We start from the raw sequence: 21,715 nt of genomic DNA, 5'->3' as shown, positions 1-21,715 counted from the left end.
TCCGTCTCACCGCGCTAATCGGCGGCAGCGACAAGCGCGCATGCTTGGGGTTGCTTGCGCGCTCGCGACATAACCGAAGCGGCGCAAGCCTACGTGACGCATCTTTCGTGAACCCGCGGACCTGGCCCTTCTCACCTTCAAGACTTGCTCGCGGGCTCATTCGCATCCGACGGCCTTGCCGGACCTCGGCGGCAGAGAGCCGCTGGAACGCTCACGGAATGTCCGCCGCCTTCCGGTTGTCTCCGATCGAAACCGGCTTGTTCAGGAAATACTCGCGGTTGCCTGTCGCAGCTTCCGCGTATTGATCAATGGCGACGAGGATGGCCTGGACGTGGGCATAGCACCACCCTTCCCGCGTCGCGCGTCGGCGAACGTCCTCGAGCGCGGTCAGGAAGGGCGACAGGTCTCTCTCGTCGTCGAACCACCGCCTGCTCACCATGTCCTCCCGCCGAGCACCCGGCCCTTGATCTGGCGCGGCTCCGCCGCCTTCAGCGCGTCGCGTTCCGCGCACAGGCTCTCGACCTTCGCCTCCATCCGCGACAGCAGCGCCTCGGCCGAGGCGGTGCCGATGCCCGCCCGCTGCAGCTGGAGGATCTCCTTCCTCTGCCTGCCGATCTGGCTGCGCATCCGTTCGATCTCCCGCCTGAGAAAGTCCAGGTCCGGCATTGTTCCGCCTCGCGAATTCTAGATGTGACCCATGAGAACAAAAACGGAACGAAGAGTCGAGTCCGACGTTCTACGGAAAACGGAATGGGAGATGCGCGATGGCCGACAACACCCAGAAGGACCCGAAGGATTGGGTTTCCGGCGACGATCCGATGACCCGAGCCCAGGAATCCTACCTCAAGACCTTGGCCGAGCAGGCTCACCAGGACCTGCCCGAGCAGGAGCTGACCAAGGCCGAGGCCTCGGAGCTGATCGACAAGATGCGGCAAAAGGCCGGGCTGGAGGAGTGAGCCGTCCGATTGCGGGAACCCGGCTCCGTGCGTATGCAAACGAAATTGGGAATCGAGAATGCCTTATTTCGTTTGCGCCCGCGACGGAGCGGGCCAGATCATCCTGAAGAGAGACACCCGGGAAGCGGCCGAGAAGAAGGCCGCCGAGCTCCGCGACATGGGCTATTTCGAAGTCGAGATCGTCGCCAAGGGTGACGACGAGACGGCGTGAGGATCATGCTTCCCTCAGCACCTTGAAGGCGCTGAGAATGACGAAAGCACCGAGACCGTAGGTCAGTGCATTCACGACCCAGGAAATGGCGATGCCGGCGAAGGTCGCCCCTCCAACCGCTCCCCAGAAGAAATACGCTGCGGTGATGCCCGGCCACTCCAGCCAAAGAAACGCGAAGTCGGTCAGCGGCTCCAGGACGAGGAGCACCGTCGAGACGACCGCCCCGACGGCCAATGCGATGACGAGGTGTGTCCTCACGGAGAGCATCAAAGACCCAGCAGGCCGGAGATAACAGGAATGAGGAAAAAGGCGGCGGCCCCGAGCAGGAGGCCGACGAAAATGCGTGCAGAGCGGCTGTGAATCTTCGTATCGAGCCACGCACCGATGGCGAACGCAGCCTCTCTCAGCCAGCTGCCAACGAGGGCTCTGACGAGATCGAACAGGAGTTCTGCAAGCAATGCGGCCATGGCGTTTGGTCGGCGCCACCGCTGGCGGGGTTCATTGGGCCGGTCATCGCGGTGTCACGATCGGCCAAATGGCCGGCACAGGCGAGTTCGTCATTGTCGGCACGCCATGTCGCGGCCTATACCGTAGCGGAAGGCTCGATCCGGATGTTGCGCATCCTGCACGACCTACGGCCGCCACTCCCCCTGACTTTCAACAACCGATCAGCTCGTAGGATGGGTAGAGCGAAGCGAAACCCATCGAGGGCCTTGTTGCGTGACGAAACATGATGGGTTTCGCAAGTGCTCTACCAATCCTACGAGCTAACCCAGGTTGCCTTGGGCCTCCTGATCTGCATTCATCAAGCTGGCCTTTGGGCAATCAACGCAAAACGGTGGCTTGAATGAAAACCGCACTTGTCTTCGGCGCAACCGGCTTCATCGGCTCGCATTTGCTGCGCGACCTGTTGGACAGTCCCGATTATTCGCGGGTTGTGGCGGTGGCCCGCAAGCCGCTGGCGGTGAGCGATCCGAAGCTCACGGTGCTGATCGGTGATCTCGCTTCCCTGCCCGCACTCAAGCCGCAATTGGTTGCGGACGAGATCTTCATTGCGCTGGGGACGACGCGCAAGCACACCCCTGACGAGGCCGAGTACTACAAGATCGATCATGATTATCCGCTGTTGGCGGCCGAGATCGCCAGGGCCAACGGCGCGCGGTCTGTGTTTCTGGTCACGGCCGTTGGCGCCAACGCCGGCTCCGGCGTGTTCTATCTCAGGACCAAGGGCGAGGTGGAGCGCGACATTCTCTCGCTCGATTTCGAGCACACGCATATTTTCCGCCCGTCGATGATCCTCGGCGCGCGCGACGAAGACCGCCCGCGTGAGCGCCTCATCATCGCGATATGGGGCGTGCTCAATCCGCTGCTCCTTGGCCCGGCCGACCGATATCGCGGGCTCGCCGGCAACGACATCGCGCACGCCATCGCCAAAGCCGCGCGGCATCAAACGGAGAAGGTGCGAATCTATCATTGGAAAGAGATGGCGGCACTGCTTCGAACGTGATGCAGCTCGTAGGATGGGTTGAGCCCTTGCGAAACCTTCTCGATCGACGCTCTCCGTCGCCAGCAACGTAAGCTCGTAGATGGGTAGAGCGAAGCGAACCCATCGAGAGCCTTGTTGCGTGACGAAGCATGATGGGTTTCGCACGTGCTCTACCCATCCTACGAACTAAGTCAGTGTCCGGCGTCCCGCCCCACACTCCGGGTGCCTGGTGCACGTCACCCTAAGTCGAAGCCGCCTCTCCGGGCGACGTTAATCCCAACAGCTTCCAATCAATCCTGCTTCATGAAGATCTCGCGCCGCAACTGCTTTTGCCCCGCTTTGAAATGACCGGGCACCCATTCCTTCCAATTCTCCTTCAGGAAACCGGCGTCCGGGTCGCCCTTGCCCGCCTCCTTGATCTTCTTGACGACATAGCGCGAGTAGAAGTGGTCGAACACGCGCATGAACTCGCCGAAATAGATGTCGGCGACTCTCGTGTTACCGCGGATGACCAGCATATTCTCGTCGTTGGCGTTCTGTGACGGCTGGCTGAAATTTGCAGTGCCGGTGACGACGACCGGGTCGCCTCCCAGCGGATCGACTAGCAGAAATTTGTCGTGAACATAGAAGTTGCGGTTGAAACCGGTCAGCTTCTCGCCGAGGAAGAATTCGAGATCGCCCTTTGAAAGCTTGGCTCCGGGCGCCATGACGCTGTTGCCCGTGACTTTGATTTCGTCGGCAAACTCGTCTCCCGGATCCTTGTCGAACAGCGAGTAGCGGAGAGTATCATCGTCTTTTGCCAGCGCCTCGTAGAGGAAGTCGTCCAGGTTGAAGGCGAACGTGATGCAGGCCATCCGCTTGGCGTCGGCGATGAGATCCGCATACCATTCCAGTGTCGTCGGCTTCGTCTTGTCGTCGCGCGGCGAGTACAGCTGCAAGATGCGATTCTTCGGCGGCAAAGTATGGCGCGCAGGCGTCGCATCGACAGCGAGATTTGCTTTCTTCAGGGGAGCAAGCGTGACGTCCGGTGCAGCCAGGCGCTCCCAATAATCGAGGAAGCTCTGTGCAATCTCACCATCCCATATGACATGGCCGACATTGGAATGGCCGAAGATGCCGCCCGAGGAAATGTTCGTCGACCCCGTCCAGACGGCGATCGGCACGTCGTTGTGGAGCAGAACGATGAACTTATTGTGCCTAATTCCGGCGCGCGACTTCTGCGGCGTGCAGATGCTCTTGATCCTGGCCGCAGCTATCATCTCCTCGTTTTCGTCCACATAGCTTTGTGCCTCGTAGCGGATATCGACGTCGACGCCGGCATTCTTCGCTTTCTTGAACGCCAGGCCGACGGGCTTGTAACGAAACTCGTAAAGCATCGCCCGCAAGGCGTAGTCACCGGGGTTTTGCAGCGTCGAGGGATATTCGATGAACTTGACGAGTGCCTCGAACAGGCCACGGGAAAGCCATTTCATCGCATCCGAGCTGGGATCGTTTTCATCGAGCTCGGTCTTGCCGAACTTGCGTGCGAACGCCTGAGAACCGGCGGCACCGCGGTTGAAATAGATGTCGTGAGTGATTTCTCCCGGCTTGTTTCCACCCTCTTCTGCCTCCGTGCTCACACGAATTTTGGTTGCCGATGCAACATCGAGCTCGAGGAGTTTTGGCTTGCCGTAGACCGGGATGACGCGGAATTCGTAGGTTGTCTCGGGCTTGGCGGTGTAGTCGCCCCACTGAAATGTCTGAATCGGATGCTCCGACGTCGGCACCGGAGTTCCAGGAGCCAGTCCCTCGTCCTTGTGCTTGAAGCGCTTGATCCCTCTAATGAAGTAGCGCTCGTGGATATTGTCGTTCCTGTCGAACTCGGTGCGCTCGATGGCAAAGCCCAATAGTCCGGTCTTCTTGGCTTCCTGGCCTGGTGCGAAGTCCCAAGCCAGCGTAACGACGTGCAGTCCAGCAATTGCGCGCACGTGCAATACGGCGCCTTCTTCAAATTCGCGCACGGAGATCCCCCAATTTTGTCCCTGCGCAATATGCAGGGGGTCGCGTTCCCTCAACGAGAACACGTGCATCTTTTCACGTGAACAATCCAAAGTCGAGACACCTCGTGGAAGATCACTGCAGCTGCCGTCGGAAAGGGACTCATCAGGTGCCGTCAGCATCGTGTGTCCGGCTGGCAATCTTCGCTGACGCTTCGGCTTCGCGCGAGCCTTCCCTGATCTCGAATCCGGGCCTCATCAATTTGGATCACCTGACCCATGGCATTCCCATCGTTCATTCAAAGCTCCTTCATTCTAGAAGAAGCCGTCAATCCTGAAAGTGCGAAAGACTCTGTACGTTATCTGATCTATCGGCGCGGCGCTATGTCTACGTCTGGGCCGACGGCGTCTTCCTGCAGGCCCGGATGGAGGACCACAGCGAATGCATGCTGGTTTTGATCGGCGCGACGCCCGAGGGCAAGAAGGAGCTAATCGGCTTCCAGGTCGGCGTGCGCGAGAGCGCCCAGAGCTGGCGCGAGCTTTTGATCGACATCCGCCGGCGCGGACTGCAGGTCGCGCCTGAACTGGCGATCGGCGATGGCGCACTGTACCGCTCCGACGAGGACCGTCTTGCGTGACGGGTGGTAATTCGCGAAGCGTGTGACCTTAGGTCTAGCTTTAAGGTCATCAGGCGATGCGGGTCGAAGTTTTGGGCGGGCTCGAGCGGCGGCGGCGTTGGTCGCAGGACGACAAGGCACGGATTGTCGAGGAGACGCTGGCACCGGGCGCGAAGGTAACTGAGGTTGCGCGGCGCAACGGAGTAGCGGCCAGCCTGGTGTTTACCTGGCGTCGACAAGCACGGACATCGGAACAAGTTGCACTATCTTTTACGCCGGTGCAGATCGCCGCCGTAGCGGCCTCGGCTGAAGAAACTCCGAAGCTTTTGCCTACGGTTGATGGCCGAGTTCGCTCGGCGGCAGCCGCGCGTACTGGATTGATAGAGATCGATCTCGGCAACCGACGGTGCATCCGGGTGGATGCGCACGTCGATCCGGAGGCGTTGGCGCGGGTCCTCGATGTGCTTGGACGCCGATGATTTCTGTACCAGGGAATGTGCGAGTGTGGCTGGCTACAGGCTACACGGATATGCGCAGAGGCTTTCCATCGCTGGCCCTCCAAGTGCAGGAGGTGCTGCACAAAGAACTGCTCAGCGGTCATTTGTTTGTCTTCCGCGGTCGCCGCAGCGATCTTGTGAAGGTGATCTGGCACGATGGTCAGGGAGCCTGCTTGTTCACAAAAAAACTCGAGAGAGGAAAGTTTATCTGGCCATCGGTTGCCGGTGAAGCGGTAACGATCTCGCTGGCGCAGTTGAGCTACCTGCTGTCCGGGATCGATTGGCGCAATCCGCAAGAAACCCAGCGTCCGACGCGGGTCGGATAATCGTTTTGGGTTTGAATCTGATGCTCGATCTGATTCAAAGGCTTCATGACATCGAAGCCGAGCGATCTTCCGTCGGATCTCGCGAGCGCCTACCTTGCGCTGCTGGCCGAGCGCGAGGCGTTGCAGGCTGAACGCGATGTGGCGGTCGCGGATGCCGCCAACGCGCGGGCGGAGCTGTCGGACAGCGAAGTGCTGATCGCTCATCTTGAGCTACGGATCGAGAAGCTCAAACGCGAACTGCACGGGCAGCGCTCCGAGCGCACGGCGCGGCTACTTGAGCAGTTGGAATTGGAGCTCGAAGAACTCGCCACCACGGCGACCGAGAATGAGCTGGCTGCGCAGGCTGCCGCGGCAAAAACCCAGAGCGTGAGCGCCTTCACGCGCAAGCGGCCGGTGCGCAAGCCGTGGCCTGACGACATCGAACGTGAGCGCGTCGTCATCGAGGCTCCAACGACCTGCGCCTGCTGCGGTGGATCGCGGTTGGCGAAGGTCGGCGAGGATGTGACCAAGACGCTGGAGGAGATTCCGCGTCGCTTTAAGGTCATCGAGACGGTACGCGAGAAGTTCACCTGCCGCGATTGCGAGAAGATCAGCCAGCCGCCGGCACCGTTCCATGCGACGCCGCGCGGCTCATCGGCCCACAATTGCTGGCGACGATTCTGTTCGACAAGTTCGGCATGCATATCCCGCTCAACCGCCAGAGCGTGCGCTTTAAGGCCGAGAGGATCGATCTGCCGTTATCGACGCTGGCCGACCAGGTCGGTCACGGGACCTTCGCCGTCACGCCGCTGTTCTAGCTAGATCGAGCGTCATGTGCTTGCGGCCGAGCGCCTTCATGGCGACGACACCACCATCCGCATCCTGGCGAAGGGCAAGTGCACGACCGGCCGGATCTGGACGTATGTGCGGGATGATCGGCCCTTCGCCGGACCTGCGCCGCCGGCGGCGGTCTATTACGCCTCGGGCGACCGAAGGGGCGAACATCCCCAGAAGCATCTGGCCGTCTTCGGCGGTATCCTGCAGGCGGATTGCTATAGCGGCTTCGAGCCGTTGTTCGACCCAAAAAGGAAAGCGATGCCGATCACGCCGGCATTTTGCCTGGCCCATGCGCGGCGGGGCTTCTTCGAACTGGCTGACATCGAGAAAGCCGCCCGGGACGGACAGAAAGGCAAACCGGTCTCCCCGATCGCGCTGGAAGCGGTCAGGCGTCTTGACGCCCTGTTCGAGATCGAGCGCGCCATCAACGGCCGCAGTGCCGACGGCCGGCGCGCCGTGCGCCAGGAACTGTAGAAGTTTCGACTTAATCTGACGGCAAGGTTTGACTGGCAGGGAATGGAGCTGCGGGCGAGCAGGAGCGCTCACCCAAAGGGCGCTCCCGCGCAGCCCGCAGCGTCACACAGGAGACATTACCATGACCCAGGAACAGAAGGTCATTCGCGCGAAAGTCGGAATGCTGGAATTGGCCAAGCAGCTCGGCAATGTCAGCCAGGCTTGCCGGATGATGGGCTATAGCCGCGACAGCTTCTACCGGTTCAAGGAACTGTACGACAAGCGGCGAGCTGGCGCTGATTGAGATCAGCCGCAAGAAACCGATCCTGAAGAACCGGGTCGCGCCGGAGGTCGAGGCGGCCGTCGTTGAGCTGGCAATCGACCAGCCGGCCTGGGGCCAGGTGCGAGTCAGCAATGAGCTCAGGAGCCGCGGCCTGTCGATCTCCCCGTTCGGCGTGCGTGCGGTGTGGCTGCGCCACGACCTCGCCAACGTCAAGAAGCGGCTGACGGCGCTGGGGGCCAAGATGGCCCAGGACGGCCTGGTGCTGACCGAGGCCCAGCTCGTTGCGTTGGAAAAGGCCAAGTCCGAGAAGGAGGCACACGGCGAGTTCGAGAGCGAGTGCCCCGGCTATTGTGGTGCGCAGGACACCTTCTATGTCGGCAACATGAAGGGGGTCGGGCGGATCTATCAGCAGACCTTCATTGACACCTACAGCGAGGTGGCGTTCGCCAAGCTGTATGATCGCAAGACGCCGATCACGGCGGCCGAACTGTTGAATGATCGCGTGGTGCCGTTCTTCGATGCGCGGGGCATCCCGCTGAACCGGATACTGACCGACCGCGGCACCGAGTATTGCGGCAATCCGGAGCATCACGAATACGAACTCTACCTCGCCGTCGAGGACATCGACACACCCGCACCAAGACGAAGAGCCCACAGACCAACGGCATTGTGGAGCGCTTCCACCGCACCGTGCTCGAGGAGTTCTATCGCGTCGCGTTCCTCTATCCGACTATCACCGCGTTGCAGAGCGATCTCGATGACTGGATCGCTGCTTACAATGAGGTGCGCCCGCATCAGGGGCGCTGGTGCTACGGCAAGACGCCGATGCAAACCTTGCTTGACGCAAGTGCTCTGTCGAGAGAGAAAGTGTTGCCGGCTGCGTGAGGTTGGACATGAAATCTTTGTCGGACACCTGCTGCGACAAAGCAACCACTGTCAGCTCAAGTCCCTTCTTTTACACAGGAACAGAGCAAGCCGCTTCTCGACGACATGCACGACTCGCTGCTCCGCGAGCGGGAGACCCTGTCGAGCTCCTCCGAGGTCCTGAAGCCCATGAACTACATGCTCAGGCGCTGGGACGACTTCGCCCGCTTCCTCGACGACGGCAGGGTCTGCTTGACCAACAATTGCGCTGAACGCGCGTTGAGAGGCATCGCCTTGGGGCGGCGCAACTGGACCTTCGCTGGCAGCCAGCGCGGTGCCGATCGGGCCGCCATCATGCTGACGATGATCCCGACCTGTCGCCTCAACGAAGTCGATCCCAAGGCCTGGCTCGCCGACGTCCTCGCCCGGATCGCCGATCTTCCTACGTCGCGGCTGCACGAACTGCTGCCCTGGGAATGGAAGCTCCTGCGCCAAGCCAATCCCACCGATCAGCAAGCCGCCTGACCTTCACCCCGCCGATCATAGAACTAACTGTACCCGCGCGCATGCGTCAATCAGGCGGTCCTCGTCGTATGCGTACGCAAGTGCCAGCAGAGCACAGTGAGCTTCCGAGCCACGGCCACCGCGGCGATCTGATGGCCGCGCCGCGCGCGGATCCGCACGAAAAAAGCATGCAGTGGACCGGGCGCCTTGGCCGCTGCCCAGGCCGCTTCGACCAGCATGGCGCGCGCATGACTGCGGCCGATTTTGCCGATACGGCCGTGGTGGGCTGCTCGCAACCCGGACTGCCGCACCCGCGGGTTCAGCCCGAAATAGCTCACCAGCTTCTGCGGGCTGTTGAACCGGCTGATGTCGCCGATCGCCGCCAGGATGCCGGCGGCGACCGCCAGGTTCACGCCGGTGATCGTCATCAATCTGTTGACCGCGGAATCCTCGATTGCGTCCCGCGCGATCTCGCGGTCGAGCAGGACCAGGTCTTCCGCCAGCCGGTCAAGCTCACGGACATGCCGGTCGATGGCCGCTCGCTCATCGTCCGGCAACTGTTGAGCGGCCAACCATGCCCGGCCGCGGGCGTTGAAAAGATCGGCATGCGGGCACTTCGGGATCAGGTGCGCGTGCAGGATCGAATGCACCACGTTCTTGAGCCGCGTGCGATGCCGCACGACCTGGTAGCGCCGCGCCACCAGCCTACGCTTGCGCTCTGTCTCCGCGTCAGGCGTCCAGATCTGCCGCAGGTATCCCGCCGCCTGCAGACTGGCGCGTGCCGGCATCGATCTTGTCGGTCTTGACGTGAGCCTGGGCGATCGCCTTCACCTGCAACGGATTGGCGATGATCACCCGCGCCACGAATGGCGCCAGAACCCGCGACACCGCGCAGGCGGTTACCAGTCGCTTCGAGCACCACCTCATCACCGGCCAGCAGGGTTTTGCCAAATCCCTCCAGCGCAGTCCGCGTCATATCAATGCGACCCGCATGTCGAAGCCTGCCGTTCTCCCAAAATACCACCTCCCCGAAGGTTCGGTGGACATCAATGCCCTATCCGTCGCATTCGCACCAACCGGGCGAGTCGCAGAGGCGGCCAGCTACTAACTCGAGCTCTCGGCTCATCGTGTGCATCGGCCTGCCCGCACTTCGTGCTCCCGGTGCCTCTGTCCCGATGGTCGCACCATACGCCACGATGTAGAACACCGCAGCGGAACGTTGGATACCGGTTACCAATCCGCTCGAACGCGTCAACGGCGAGATCAAGCGCCGAACCGAAGTGGTCGGCATCTTCCCCAATGAGGACGCCATCACCCGCCTGATTGGTGCCATCCTGCTCGAACAGAACGATGAGTGGGCGGTCCAGCGCGGTCGCTACATGACACTGGAAACGATCGCGCCATTGGGCGATGATCCCGCCGTCAACTTCCCGGCAATCGCCACCTGACCGATCCAGCCCAGGCCGGCGAACGCGGTGACCCACCGCCAGCTACACCACGCCCGGGGACACGATCCAGGTCCCAACTCTGATTTCGTGCGCTTGCTCGCGGCGGGTGGGACGCGCCTAATCGTCGGGCGCATCCCTAGCCGCACGCACTCGACGGGGACCGGTCCTGAAACGCCGCCGAAAACCCCGATCGACACGGCTGCGGGCGGGCGCATCGCCATCAACCCCTAAGCCGGTCCCGGAGTGCCCGCCGATTGACGACGAGGTTGTCGAGGTGCAGCGGCTCGTGCTCTGGCCGCTCTCCTTGCGCCAATCGTCTAACCAGCTCCCGTGTGCCGTCCACCACGAACACCCCGCAATCATAGCTGTTCTGCTGCGGGGCCATGCCGGCTCGCTGCAGAGAAGTCACGCCCAGCCGTGCTGCGAGCCGTTCTGCAGGCCCGTCATTGTGTCCCTGGACGGAATCGTAATGATAGGCGACAGGCTGTCGTTCCGGGCGGCGATCTATGAGTAGCAGCGACCAATGGGTGCCGTTAGGATCGGTCGCACCGGCATCGTTCACTGGCAGGAATAGGAAGTGGGCGACATCTTTGTGATCCCGATCATAGATGATGCGCTCCCATCCGCTGAGCGCGTCGCGCTCGGCGCCCCAACTCAACTGAAAGGCGATGAGAGGATCGACGAACCGCGTTCCGGCGGCAAGATTCGGATGATCCATTTGCAACTTCTGCGTCAGGAGCTCGTAGTCCCTCTGGATATGCTCGTCGCCGAGCCATTCCGTGGCGCCGAGAGCCCGCCCGCTGCGGTCGTGGGATGAGGCCGCCGGACCCGACGCCCCGATCTCGGCACCGGAGTGTATGCGCGGGAACGCCGACAGATAGTTCGCGTAATCAGGCAGCTCCTCCGGTGAGGACGGCAAATCAAGGACGTTGTAGGCGCCTGACGGAGCCGCTGGCGCGGCTTCATCAGCAGCTCGAGGATGATGGATGAGGTGAACGTCGTTGGATCCCTTCGGTCCCAAAACGGCCGTGTAGCGTTCGCCGCCAATCTCGTAGTTCATGATTGGATGTTCCGCGACAGGCAAGAAGTCCCACTTGCCCAACGTGGACAGCATCATGTCGGGGGCCGGCTGGGAGCGATGAGAAAAATCCTTGGGAACGGCAAACGAAACGTCGAATGTATCGCCGACAGCGGGAGACCGCAGGTGAATGAGCCGAACATCATCGGGCCCGCCCGGTCCCAGCACGGCCGTGTAGCGTTCACCGCGAATGTCGTAGGTCTTTACGGGCTCTGCTACATCCGGCAACAGACCCCAGCGGCCCAGCTTGGACCGCATCATACCCGGCGCAGGCTGGGTGCCGTGGGAGAAGTCGTCGGGAACGGACAAAGACGCATCAAAAGTCTCGCCGAGCGCTAGGAACACCGCCTCAGCCCTGTCGGACGCCGGCGCGGCTTGCCCCATCCTGCGTGAAGGCAGTGCTGGCGAAGCTTGATTCCCTAACGGCGCGCTGGGCTGCTGCGGAGCGTTTTCCGATCGGGATCCGAAACGAACCGTGTAACGCTCAGTGTTGATCGCGAAGCTGGTCGGTCGGTTGTCCTCGCTTGGCAGGACGCCGCTCCTGCTCAGTGCAGCAGGTTGTCCGTGCCCCCTGTGCTGCAGCAATTCGTGGAGGGGAGCCTGCATCAGCACGCCAGCGCCTGCCTTGAGGTCCTTTGGATTGACGGGAACTTGCGGCTGCGCGGGGCCAGCATCCAGCAGTCGCCGAAGCGCCCCTGGAGAGAACTGCTCTAGATTGAACTCCTCTTGATCGACGAAGAATGATTGACTGGGTTGATCATCCGGCTGCTGCTGAATTTCGTTGTGAAGCTGCTCTTGCAGTCGCAGAAGCTCCGTTGGATCTACGGAGGCTGGCGAAGGCATGGATGGATTATCCAGGTGATTGAGCACTCGCCGAAGTTTCGCCGGGGGAAACTGCTCTGCATCGAAAGCCAGCCCTGAGGGGGCGCGTTGATCGTCCCGCCGTCCGTGAAGTTCCTCACGGAAGCCCTGTTCCAGCCGCTGAAGTTCCAGTGGATTGGTCGGCGGCTCCTCGGTCGCATCATCGAACAGGTCCCGGACCTCCGCCGGAACCCCGCCTGACCTGGGCGACAGGACACCATCACTCCCGGTCTCCCGAGGGCCACCCGCACCTGAACCCTGTTTCGCGTCGAGCTGGTCACGAAGCCTCCTCAACGCGGAGAAGAGAATTGTGCTCTTCGGAAGCAACTCACGAGCGAACTTGAGTCGCGACTCGTGATCCAGCTCAGATATGCTCTGCCCCACGCCCGTAAGCGCCTCATAAAATTGGCGAAGAGCACGCCGATATATAGCAAAGGTATCCTCTTTGAGTCCGCTGGGAATAGTCAGCTGCTCTATGAGAGGGGCGTCTTCTGCTGACGGGGCCTGCTTTCGAACAGCTACATAGCCCGGCTCATAGTATGCACAAAGGATGTTCATGACAACGCGGTCTGCCGAATTCCAAACTTTGGCGTGCTTGGCCAGGGATTGGTGATCACTTAGATGAGTCGAGTGGCCCTCACCGCGGAAATCATTCACGAGCCGGCGAAGTGCGGAACTATACGTTCTGAGCGTTTCCGGATGTCGGTCCGCCTGAGCCGCCCATTGAGCAATCGCTTTATCGATAACGTCACGATCTTCTTCACGCAAGTGCGGATAGTAATCGTGAACAGCTAAATAGCCCGGCTCATAATACGCACAAAGGATGTTCATGACAACGCGGTCTGCCTGATTCCAACGACCTTTGGCGTACTTGGCCAGGGATTGGTGATCGCTTAGATGAGTCGAGTGGCCATCATGGCGGAACTCATCCACGAGCCGGCGAAGTGAGCGAGTATACCTTTTGAGCGTTTTCGGATTTCGGTCCGTCTGAGCCGCCCATTGAGCAATCGCTTTATCGATAACGTCACGATCTTCTTCACGCAAGTGCGGATAGGAATCGCGAACAGCCCTCTCCCTGGCGACAAGAGCGGGATCGACCTGACTTGCCTCGGCCAAGTGCTGCTCAAAGCCCTCTTGCCCGGCCTGGCCCGCCTGCGGCTCTTCCGAGACGGCGTGCTGCACCTGCGACCAAGCTGTTACATTGGCCGGTTCAAAGTTCTGCTGGTCCACGCTAGCCTCACGTCCAAGATCACCTGAGCAGACTCTAGTCTGCGCGAGCTTTCGAAAAGCTGACTAGGCCCACGTAGAGCCGCGCGGCAGGATGTTGCTCGGCTTGCCGTATGGCACCTTATGGCTCGAAATGGCCCTCACCGTAGGTTTGAGGGGCGGGCCTCTAGAGGTGCATCCTGGCTCCCTCTGGCCGTGCCTCGCGCGGCCTATAGGTTGCCGCCCCTCTCGCTTGTCCTCGGCCAGCGGGCCGACAAAAACGATGCCGGCGCGAATTGCGCTCGTAGGCCCTGAACGGTCAACGGGCCATGTTTCCACGGTCGGCTTACTCACCAGTGCATCCATGATTTACCGCCTGCAGGGGCGAGGTACGAGCTACCTGATGACACGCTCTCCGTGCTCGTTCTCTGTGCGCGCGATGGCACGTATCAGCATCATCGATCTGTTCGCCTTCGCTATCCATGATCGACGGCCCGCACCGAGAGCTGGTTTGCTGCGTTCATTTTGCAAATGTCTTTCGAGCCGGCTCGAATGCTTCCTGGTCTTTCGGGTCTGCAGGCCCAAACCAAGAGCCGGGTGCAGACGTGTCGATAAGCCTGGCAAAGAAGGATTGCGGCTCCCAATCCTGACCTTCGCGCTTCTCGAAAATGATGACTCCGTGACGGGTAAAATAACTAGGTCCGGGAATATTGCAGTCGACCGAAAGCTCGACGTGCCACAGGTCCCCCTCGGTGGTTTGCTGCTCATCTACCTTCGGCGAATAGTCCACTCCAACCGGCTCGCCGATCCTACAGCGGCCGCGCCGCAGAAGATCGCCCAGCTTTCCCTGCGCCGTCGTCACGAAGTTGAAGTTAGCGGGATCATGCAGAAAGCGACGGTTCACGCCCCTTTCGTTGTTCGCCACCTCGTCAGCAACAAGCGAAAGTGCGAACGCCTGCCAGCCTAGTTCCATCGGTTTCGCATGCGGAGCCACAAGTCTCATTGTGCCATCGGGGGCCACCTCCCAAGTGACCGTATATTCGTCCTTCTTTTTATCCGACCGGTGTTTGGCCCATGAAAAGATGACGAGCTCGCCAGTGTCCGTCTTTCGGCCAACCTCCCATCCCCTAGGAACGAAGTGGGCTACCGTCGAGACCTTGGCAAAGATTTCCTCCGCCGTCTCACCATCCTGCGCTCGCCAAGTTGATCTAACCTTGTCGATCTGAGAGTTGTCATCCGCACGGGCGCCATCGCCCTTAGCAGCCAGGCCGGCAGTCAAAACCAGCCATAGAGTGAAGCCGACACAGCCCCCTAGCCCGAGACCGAACCAAAGCACGCGTCTATCAATCATTCTCTCTTACCCCACGCAGCCAGCCTTACATTCGCGTCGCATCGTGTCTTCGAAGAGGCCCGCGACGCACCTATCAGGATTGGTTGGTGACAATGCCGCTGCGTCTGGAGTGAGGGCCCGTCGGGCGGGTGATATACGGCTCGGGAAAGCCACTTTCTTGTGAGAAACCAAAGGCCGAAAATGCCACCGCCAAATATGCGCGAACTGGCCGATCCTGCGATCCCGCCCGATTAGGCGGGCCCCAAAGTACCTTAGAAATTCCTTGGCGCTTGAGGAGACGAAGCTGTACTCCATCAGGCATTTAGTTAGCAAGCGCAGTTGTTTGGCTTGATCAGCGCGATGCGTGCGGCGGGTTTCTATCCTGCTAATCATCGCAATGATCAAAGAGAAGCCCGGCCGGCCGTTGAGGTGGGCTTGTTTGCTGACCGCGCTCACATAGAGGCAAACATCACGAGGCGGGCCGCCGCTCGTGGAATTCTCTTGACACTCTCATCACTCATCGGTCGCTGCTTTGCAGTCGCGGTAGATGCCAGGGCGAACATCGTATCGTCGCTGTATAGCTTTGGTCTTTGTCGTTAGGCATGCGATCATGCGCCCAACTCAGAGCGGGGCGTGCCTGTCCAAAATGACAAGGATCGCCATGCAACAACACCACGCCCTCGCCACGTGGGCGTTAGCCAGAGTCACAGCCGTAAAGGACATCCCCCTCGTGCCTTAGCCAACCACCCGGGCACTTGCGGAGGGCGAAGCTGCTCTCTCTTTCCGGTGGACAGCCTTTGGCTGCGATTAACTTGATCGTTCTCAGGACGTGAGATTTTCTTATGCGCGATTGGCCGTTGCCGTTTTCTCTGTGCTTGGATTGCACCTCAAAGCGCGAACGAAGATCCTGCCGCCGCTCCACGGAGCATGGGGCAGATTTGCAACGCGCCGCGTTTTTTGAGGATGCGCAATGCGTCTCCCTCTATTGTTGGCACGCCGGAGGCTGCCACATTGGATGAAGCCTGCAGCTTCCTCATCCAAAAGTCTCCGGACGAGCTCGCATCCACGCAGATGACAGTGTGCTGCAGAAGCCACGCTTTGCGCCTCCATCTCATTCCGACAATGTACCAACCCGTCATCCGCATACCGACACCACCTGAGATCGGGGAACATCCGTGCCATCCAGAGATCAAATGCATAGTGCATGAAGAGGTTGGCGAGGATCGGGCTCACCACGCCCCCTTGTGGGGTACCGCGGCTTCGCTCGATTATCGTTCCATCCTCTTGCACCATCGGCGCTGTCAGCCATCTTTCAATGTAGAGCAGCGCCCATGCGCACGTCACATGTTTCCGGACGGCCCGCAGCAGAAGCTCGCGGTCGATATTGTCGAACAGTCCCTTGATGTCGAACTCCAGAACCCAATCGTATTTCCAGCACCGCTGTCGCGTCACGCCTACGGCATCGAGAGCCGATTTACCGGGTCTGTAGCCATAAGTATCCGCCAGAAAGATTGCGTCGAGAGCCGGCTCAATCAGTTGTTTGGACAACCGTCTGTGCCACGCGGTCTGCCACAGTGGGCACCCGGAGGATCCTTTGGCCGCCACTCTTCTTTGGAATGGAGACGGCGCGAATAGGCGGCGGGAAGTAAGCGCCTGAGCTCATTCGATTCCAACTCTTGTAGAGATTGCTCTTCAAGTCGGACTCGAACTGCTCAATCGTCACTCCGTCGACACCGGCTGCGCCACCATTGGATCGCACCTGCAGATATGCTTCGTACACCTCTCTCTTGTCAATGTTGAACGGTTTGCCCGGCTGGTTCACTGTCGTCCTCCTGTTGTCAGTTGCGACGATGGCCAGCCCACCTGATCCAATCCCTTCGCTCCGGCCCCATTACGGGCCTTCGCTAATACGGATCGGTCCCTCCCAGTGCTCCGCGTCGGTAATCTCGCCTCGCGGTCTTCTCCGCTTGTGCTTCTCCCTTTCCATCGGAGCGACTGGTTCCTGCAGTTCCGCGGGAGCGCCTGCATCCGATTCACGCCCCCTCAACGCCGGTCGCCGCTCGCCCGGTCATCAGGCTTCCGGCGGGCTCATCCCAGAGGGACGACACACCTCTGGTTTTGACGACGATTTCCACGTTACGACGGTTCATCGGCGGGTTCATTTTCATTCGTCTCTTGGACGCCTATCCGTTCGGGTATTCCCGACCGTTAGCTTCAACGCTCACGACCGCGCCTCTGCAGCTATCTATCCGGCTTTGGCGATGCCACGAGCCTTGATGAGATCCGCGGATCGGCGCCCAATTACGTTGACGAGCTCTGAAGCTCGATAGGTCCAACGGGCTTAGCCGACCCCGGTCCGACCGGTGGCCATCACTCTGTTTTTGCCCTCGCAAACGGAACCGTGCTCGACTTATGCTCGCGCGCGGTACTCTTCACCATTGGCCATGATCGCCCAAGCGATCCGGGCAGTTTTGTGAGCAAGCGCCACCGTCACGACGTTGAAGGGACGTCTGCCTAGCAACTCTGTTATCCAGGTATTTGTGACCTGATGGATACGGACGCGATGAACGGCTGCTCTGGCGCCGTGTATCAACAATGTGCGAATATATCCGTCGCCGCGCTTACTGATGCCACCCAAACGCTCCTTAGCCCCGGTTGAATGCTGCTTCGGTAATAATCCAAGCCAGGCGGCGAAATGCCTTGCGGAAGCGAAATGTTGTGGATGATCGACAGACGCCGCCAAGGCGGTGGCGGCAAATGGGCCAATGCCCGCCACCTTCATGAGACGGCGACAAACCTCGTTGTCTCTCGCGGTTGCGAGGATCATCTTCTCGTAGCTTTCAATATTTAGCTCAAGCTCGTTGATCTGATCGACAAGGATTGAGAGGGCGCGGCGTGCGCTTTGTGGAATGCGATCGTCAACGTCGACAAGTGCCATGAGCTCTCTCGCGTTTGCTTTTCCCTTTCCGGTCACAATCCCCAGCTCGCCCAAATGACCGCGCAGTGCATTTATCGCGCCCGTGCGCTGTCGAGTAAGCAAATCACGCGTGCGATGTAGCATTAAAATTCCCTGTTGTTCCGCACTTTTTACGTGGACAAAACGCATGGCAGGCCGTTGGACGGCTTCCCAGCACGCTTCTGCATCAGCAGCATCGTGCTTATTTGTTTTCACATAGGCTCTTACGTAACGGGCCGGCATAAGACGGGCTCTGTGTCCAAGCTTTATCAGTTCGCGAGCCCAATGATGAGCGCTGCCGCAAGCCTCAAGACCAACGAGGCAACTTGGAAGCCGTGAAAAGAAATCGAGAACCTTCCCGCGGGCGAGTTTTTTGCGGATAATTTCTCCATCCGCCGTAATCCAGTGGATTTGAAACCAGCTCTTCGAGATATCAAGCCCGATTGTCATCATAGCCATAGCTCGCTCTCCTTCTGGTGGCTCTTTGCAGCTTATCAGGGCGGTGACCGTCCATCTCATTATGTGCGCGACGACCGTCCGTTTGCCGGCCCAGCCCCGCCGGCGGGCCTACGCCGGCTTCGGCAGGCTCTATGAGGCCAATCGCAAGGGTGGCCCGATCATCGAGGCCGCGTGCTGGGCGCATGGCAGGCGCAAGTTCTTTGATCTCGCGCAGCTCAGCAAGGCGCCGATCGCGGCCGAGGCGGTCAAGCGCATCGATGTCCTGTTCGCCATCGAGCGCGAGATCAACGGCCTTGCTCCGCAGGAGCGTTTGCGTGTGCGCCAGGAGCGCGGCCGCCCTCTCATCGTCGAGCTGGAGGCGTGGTTGCGCGAGCAGCGCGCCAAGCTCTCCAGGAACAATGACACGACCAAAGCGATCAATTATTGCCTCAGCCGATGGGATGCATTTAGCCGCTTCCTTGATGTCGGACGACTTTGCATGTCGGCGGATGGTGTTGAGAAGTCCTTACCTTCAGTTCGTAGCAACTTTTTTTGGTTTTTTCCTTCCAGGCCGCCACCATGCGTTCGTAGGCCTGCTCGACGCGTGCGACGTAACCAGCTTCCCGTTCGCGGATTTCCTTGATCCAATAGTCCCGGCCCGGGCCAGCCTTGCCGTAGGCACGGGGAGCCCCAGCCTTCAGAGCCACCTTCCGGAGTTTCATCGCCGTGAACGCCGGTCGTGCGTAAGCATAATCTTTCCCGGTCGTCAGGACGTGCCAGATCATCACTGCGAGCTTACGTGCCGTAGCGACGGCCGCGACTCCAGGCCCATGCTTCTTCTGCATACGGTGAAGAAGGCCCGCAGCGGCCCCGGCGCCGTCTTGGCCGACCACGCCGCCTCAACCAGCATTCGGGCGTCACGGTTGCCTGTTTCGAGATCCGGCCATGCCGTGCCGGGTGCTCGCCTGACGCCGAACCCGCGGAGTCAACCCGAAATAGGTGCTGAGCTTATCCGGCGCCGGGAAGCGTGCGATGTCGCCGATGGAGGCCAGTATACTCGATGCGACAACCGAACTCACGCCGGGGATCGTCATCAGCTTGAGAGCCCGTGGATCGTCCAGAGCCTGCTGGGCCACGACTTTGTCGATCTCCGACAGTTGCTTCGTCACGCGTTCGAGTTCCGCGATCAGACGCCGGAGCATTGCACGCTCCTCCGATGGAAGAGGCAGACTGTCCAGCCAATGCTGTCCGCGCTTGCCGAAGAGATAGCCTTTGTAGGGCGGGATGAGGTTGGCATGCAGGATAGCCTTCATGCGTCCTTTAATCCGGATGATCTGCGCCAAGACGCCAGCGCGCTCGGCCATCTGGCGCCGGCGGCTGTAGGTGTCCTCGTCAGCAACCCAGACCTCCGGTAAGAAGCCAGCAGCATGCAACTTTGCCAGGGTCCCAGCATCGACCTTGTCCGTTTTGACTCGCGCATAGGCGATCGCCCGAACGAGCCTCGGATTGGCGACCGCGACGCGCTTAACGTGCGGGCGCAGAATACGTTCGACCGCCGCGCTGTTGCCCGTTACCTCGATGACCACCTCATCCTCGAGGCTGAGTGTCCTTGGCAAAGGCGACAAGCCGATCGTGGACGAGATCAACGCGGAGCTGTCGGATTATTCTTCCGTCCTCCAGGATCGCCACCTGGGCGAAGGATCGGTGGATGTCCATGCCGACGATTTGCATGCTTGGTTCTCCTTTGTCTCAGGAGCCAGTGGCTTGCACGACATCTACGGATCCGCGCTCGCAGCGCAGCCGGGCAAGTCGTAGGGGCGGCCAAGTAACAAAGCGAGCTCACAGCTCATGGTCATGGCGGCCTGCCACCGTTTCGTGCTCCAGCGCCCCTATCCCGGCTTGGACAGACTAATCCGGACGACCTGTCCTCTCCACCGGGTTTGAGCGCTGAAAACATCATGCCCTTTAACAATTGCGCTGAGCGCGCATTGAGAGGCATTGCCCTGGCGGGTGCAACTGGACCTTCGCCGGCGGCCAGCGTGGTGCCGACCGTGCCGCCATCATGCTGACGATGATCGCAACCTGTCGCCTCAACGACGTCGATCCTAAAGCCTGGCTCGCCGACGTCCTCGCCCGGATCGCCGATCTTCCCGCACCGCGCCTGCACGAACTACTGCCCTGGGAATGGAAGCTCCAGCGCCAAGCCGATAAGCCCGCCGATCAGCAGGCCGCCTGACCTTCCCAACCGATCATAGAGCTCACTGTGCCCGCGCGCATACGTCAATTAGGCGGTCTTCGTCGTCTTTCAATTACCCACAAATGCTTGATTCGATTGCGATAGTCCTAATCGAAAAATCTTGAATCGGATGAATCGCTTGTGATTCATTGTCGGGCACCTGAATCGCGACGGCGAGGTGCCTTGATGTGTTCAAGCGGAACGACGTGTCGTTGGTCGGCCGGCCCGGATGATGGTGATGAAAGTGCCGTCGAACATTGGACGGAGCGCGAGATCGACAAGACAGCGTTCAAGGATGCCCGTCTCGGTCAACGATTTAGCGAGCTGTTGAAGCAAATTGGTGACGGCATGGGCGGGAGCATACCGTTCGCGTGCCAGGACTGGGCGAACACGAAAGCGGCCTACCGCTTCTTCGCCAATGATCGCGTGGAGGAAGCCGACATCCTCAGCGGTCACTTCGCCGCCACCCGCGCGCGTTACGATGACTGTAGAGGCCCGATCCTCCTTATTCAGGACACTACGGAATTCTCCTACCAGCGCGCGAACACGAGCGCTATTGGCCTGACCAAGAGCGTCAACAGCGGCCGGGACAAGGACGGCCGTTGGCGCCATCACACGGTCGGTGGAATGCTGATGCATTCCAGTCTCGCCGTGACTGTCGAGGGCCTACCGCTGGGATTGGCGGCGGTGAAGTTCTGGACACGGAAAAAGTTCAAAGGCACGGCGCAGCTCAAGAAGAAGATCAACCCGACCCGCGTTCCGATTGAGAAGAAGGAAAGCGTTCGCTGGCTCGACAATCTCAGGCAGTCGATCGAGCGGCTCGGACAGCCGGCGCGTTGCATTCATATCGGCGACCGCGAAAGCGACATCTACGAATTATATTGCCTGACGCAAGAGCTTGGCGCCCACTTCCTTGTCCGCGCCTGCGTCGATCGGCTGGCAGGCGATGGCGGTCATACGATCGCAACCGAGATGGAAGAGACCAGCGTCAAAGGCTTGCATTACATCGACGTGCGCAACGACAAGGGAGAGGCGACGAAGGCCGCGCTGGAAATCAAGTTCAAGCGGATCGTGGTCTTACCGCCCATCGGGAAGCAGAAACGCTATCCGGCCCCTCGACCTGACGATAATCCATGCCACCGAGCGCGGTACGCCAAAGGGCCGTAAACCAAT

General features: G+C 60.3%; 18 protein-coding genes and 7 pseudogenes. 13 read left to right on the top strand and 12 right to left on the bottom strand.

Annotated elements, in window-relative coordinates; translation table 11 throughout:
* Positions 1–211: 211 nt before the first annotated feature.
* Both DCG74_RS23695 and DCG74_RS23690 read right to left on the bottom strand, forming a co-directional pair.
* Complete coding sequence (locus tag DCG74_RS23695; RefSeq protein WP_172789555.1) at positions 212–439, bottom strand: hypothetical protein; 228 nt, start codon at positions 437–439, stop codon at positions 212–214.
* Positions 433–666 carry a hypothetical protein gene (locus DCG74_RS23690; RefSeq protein ID WP_172789554.1) on the bottom strand — a complete coding sequence of 78 codons (234 nt, stop codon included), beginning with the start codon at positions 664–666 and terminating at the stop codon, positions 433–435. The genes DCG74_RS23695 and DCG74_RS23690 overlap by 7 nt, the downstream gene beginning before the upstream one ends.
* Before the next feature lie 98 nt (positions 667–764).
* On the opposite strand from DCG74_RS23690, the gene DCG74_RS23685 reads away from it, so the two are divergent.
* Together DCG74_RS23685 and DCG74_RS23680 are read left to right on the top strand one after the other, a co-directional pair.
* Positions 765–956: a DUF3072 domain-containing protein gene (locus tag DCG74_RS23685; RefSeq protein WP_172789553.1), complete on the top strand. Its 192-nt coding sequence runs from the start codon at positions 765–767 to the stop codon at positions 954–956.
* A gap of 58 nt (positions 957–1,014) precedes the next feature.
* The gene (locus DCG74_RS23680) at positions 1,015–1,167 is read left to right on the top strand and encodes a hypothetical protein (protein ID WP_172789552.1); all 153 of its coding nucleotides are present in this window, start codon (positions 1,015–1,017) and stop codon (positions 1,165–1,167) included.
* A 3-nt stretch (positions 1,168–1,170) separates the two neighbouring features.
* Here DCG74_RS23680 and DCG74_RS23675 read toward each other — a convergent pair whose 3' ends face one another.
* Both DCG74_RS23675 and DCG74_RS23670 read right to left on the bottom strand, forming a co-directional pair.
* Complete coding sequence (locus tag DCG74_RS23675; protein WP_172789551.1) at positions 1,171–1,434, bottom strand: hypothetical protein; 264 nt, start codon at positions 1,432–1,434, stop codon at positions 1,171–1,173.
* Positions 1,434–1,634 (bottom strand): hypothetical protein, encoded by a 201-nt coding sequence (locus DCG74_RS23670; protein WP_172789550.1) that lies wholly within the window; start codon positions 1,632–1,634, stop codon positions 1,434–1,436. The genes DCG74_RS23675 and DCG74_RS23670 overlap by 1 nt, the downstream gene beginning before the upstream one ends.
* Positions 1,635–2,014: 380 nt before the next feature.
* Here DCG74_RS23670 and DCG74_RS23665 point away from each other — a divergent pair, with 380 nt between their 5' ends.
* Complete coding sequence (locus tag DCG74_RS23665; RefSeq protein WP_172789549.1) at positions 2,015–2,674, top strand: oxidoreductase; 660 nt, start codon at positions 2,015–2,017, stop codon at positions 2,672–2,674.
* A gap of 269 nt (positions 2,675–2,943) precedes the next feature.
* On the opposite strand, the gene DCG74_RS23660 is transcribed toward DCG74_RS23665, so the two are convergent.
* Positions 2,944–4,812, bottom strand: a complete 1,869-nt coding sequence (locus tag DCG74_RS23660) for a hypothetical protein (protein WP_246709110.1) — start codon at positions 4,810–4,812, stop codon at positions 2,944–2,946.
* A 182-nt stretch (positions 4,813–4,994) separates the two neighbouring features.
* Between DCG74_RS23660 and DCG74_RS23655 the strand changes: the two are divergent.
* The 6 genes and pseudogenes from DCG74_RS23655 to DCG74_RS23630 all read left to right on the top strand — a co-directional run.
* Positions 4,995–5,237, top strand: a pseudogene (locus DCG74_RS23655) (transposase); the annotation flags it as partial.
* Between the two features lie 86 nt (positions 5,238–5,323).
* A complete protein-coding gene (locus tag DCG74_RS23650) occupies positions 5,324–5,725 on the top strand; it encodes a transposase (protein ID WP_172789246.1) in 402 nt (133 codons plus the stop codon).
* Positions 5,726–5,748: 23 nt separating this feature from the next.
* A complete protein-coding gene (gene tnpB, locus DCG74_RS23645) occupies positions 5,749–6,069 on the top strand; it encodes an IS66 family insertion sequence element accessory protein TnpB (protein WP_373569493.1) in 321 nt (106 codons plus the stop codon).
* 45 nt (positions 6,070–6,114) lie between these two features.
* Positions 6,115–7,353, top strand: a pseudogene (locus DCG74_RS23640) (IS66 family transposase); the annotation flags it as partial.
* A gap of 127 nt (positions 7,354–7,480) precedes the next feature.
* Positions 7,481–8,506 (top strand): annotated as a pseudogene (locus DCG74_RS23635) (IS481 family transposase).
* Between the two features lie 48 nt (positions 8,507–8,554).
* Positions 8,555–9,010 carry a transposase gene (locus DCG74_RS23630; protein WP_373569532.1) on the top strand — a complete coding sequence of 152 codons (456 nt, stop codon included), beginning with the start codon at positions 8,555–8,557 and terminating at the stop codon, positions 9,008–9,010.
* Positions 9,011–9,081: 71 nt separating this feature from the next.
* Here DCG74_RS23630 and DCG74_RS23625 read toward each other — a convergent pair.
* A pseudogene (locus tag DCG74_RS23625) lies at positions 9,082–9,965 on the bottom strand (IS110 family transposase); the annotation flags it as partial.
* A 256-nt stretch (positions 9,966–10,221) separates the two neighbouring features.
* Between DCG74_RS23625 and DCG74_RS23610 the strand changes: the two are divergent.
* Positions 10,222–10,437, top strand: a pseudogene (locus tag DCG74_RS23610) (transposase); the annotation flags it as partial.
* A gap of 220 nt (positions 10,438–10,657) precedes the next feature.
* On the opposite strand, the gene DCG74_RS23605 reads toward DCG74_RS23610, so the two are convergent.
* The 5 genes from DCG74_RS23605 to DCG74_RS23585 form a co-directional block, all read right to left on the bottom strand.
* Positions 10,658–13,606: a Ulp1 family isopeptidase gene (locus DCG74_RS23605; RefSeq protein WP_257187416.1), complete on the bottom strand. Its 2,949-nt coding sequence runs from the start codon at positions 13,604–13,606 to the stop codon at positions 10,658–10,660.
* 496 nt (positions 13,607–14,102) lie between these two features.
* On the bottom strand, positions 14,103–14,933 hold the full coding sequence (locus tag DCG74_RS23600; RefSeq protein WP_246709053.1) for a nodulate formation efficiency C protein: 831 nt from the start codon (positions 14,931–14,933) through the stop codon (positions 14,103–14,105).
* A gap of 819 nt (positions 14,934–15,752) precedes the next feature.
* Entirely contained in the window at positions 15,753–16,460 is a 708-nt protein-coding gene (locus tag DCG74_RS39035) for a reverse transcriptase domain-containing protein (RefSeq protein WP_246709051.1), read from the bottom strand.
* On the bottom strand, positions 16,441–16,734 hold the full coding sequence (locus DCG74_RS39030; protein WP_246709049.1) for a hypothetical protein: 294 nt from the start codon (positions 16,732–16,734) through the stop codon (positions 16,441–16,443). The genes DCG74_RS39035 and DCG74_RS39030 overlap by 20 nt, the downstream gene beginning before the upstream one ends.
* 588 nt (positions 16,735–17,322) lie before the next feature.
* Positions 17,323–18,327, bottom strand: a complete 1,005-nt coding sequence (locus tag DCG74_RS23585; RefSeq protein ID WP_172789244.1) for an IS110 family transposase — start codon at positions 18,325–18,327, stop codon at positions 17,323–17,325.
* Between the two features lie 61 nt (positions 18,328–18,388).
* Between DCG74_RS23585 and DCG74_RS23580 the strand changes: the two genes are divergently transcribed.
* Positions 18,389–18,949 carry a transposase gene (locus tag DCG74_RS23580; RefSeq protein WP_373569531.1) on the top strand — a complete coding sequence of 187 codons (561 nt, stop codon included), beginning with the start codon at positions 18,389–18,391 and terminating at the stop codon, positions 18,947–18,949.
* On the opposite strand, the pseudogene DCG74_RS23575 reads toward DCG74_RS23580, so the two are convergent.
* Positions 18,855–20,022 (bottom strand): annotated as a pseudogene (locus DCG74_RS23575) (IS110 family transposase); the annotation flags it as partial. The gene DCG74_RS23580 and the pseudogene DCG74_RS23575 sit on opposite strands and share 95 nt — an antisense overlap.
* 251 nt (positions 20,023–20,273) lie before the next feature.
* Between DCG74_RS23575 and DCG74_RS23570 the strand changes: the two are divergent.
* Positions 20,274–20,542, top strand: a pseudogene (locus tag DCG74_RS23570) (transposase domain-containing protein); the annotation flags it as partial.
* Positions 20,543–20,728: 186 nt separating this feature from the next.
* Positions 20,729–21,709 (top strand): transposase DNA-binding-containing protein, encoded by a 981-nt coding sequence (locus DCG74_RS23565; RefSeq protein WP_246709048.1) that lies wholly within the window; start codon positions 20,729–20,731, stop codon positions 21,707–21,709.
* Positions 21,710–21,715: the final 6 nt, after the last annotated feature.

The organism is Bradyrhizobium sp. WBAH42 (genome assembly GCF_024585265.1).
Taxonomy (GTDB): Bacteria; Pseudomonadota; Alphaproteobacteria; order Rhizobiales; family Xanthobacteraceae; genus Bradyrhizobium.
Note: the sequence above shows the minus strand (reverse complement) of the source record. Positions and strands in the feature narration are given on the sequence as shown.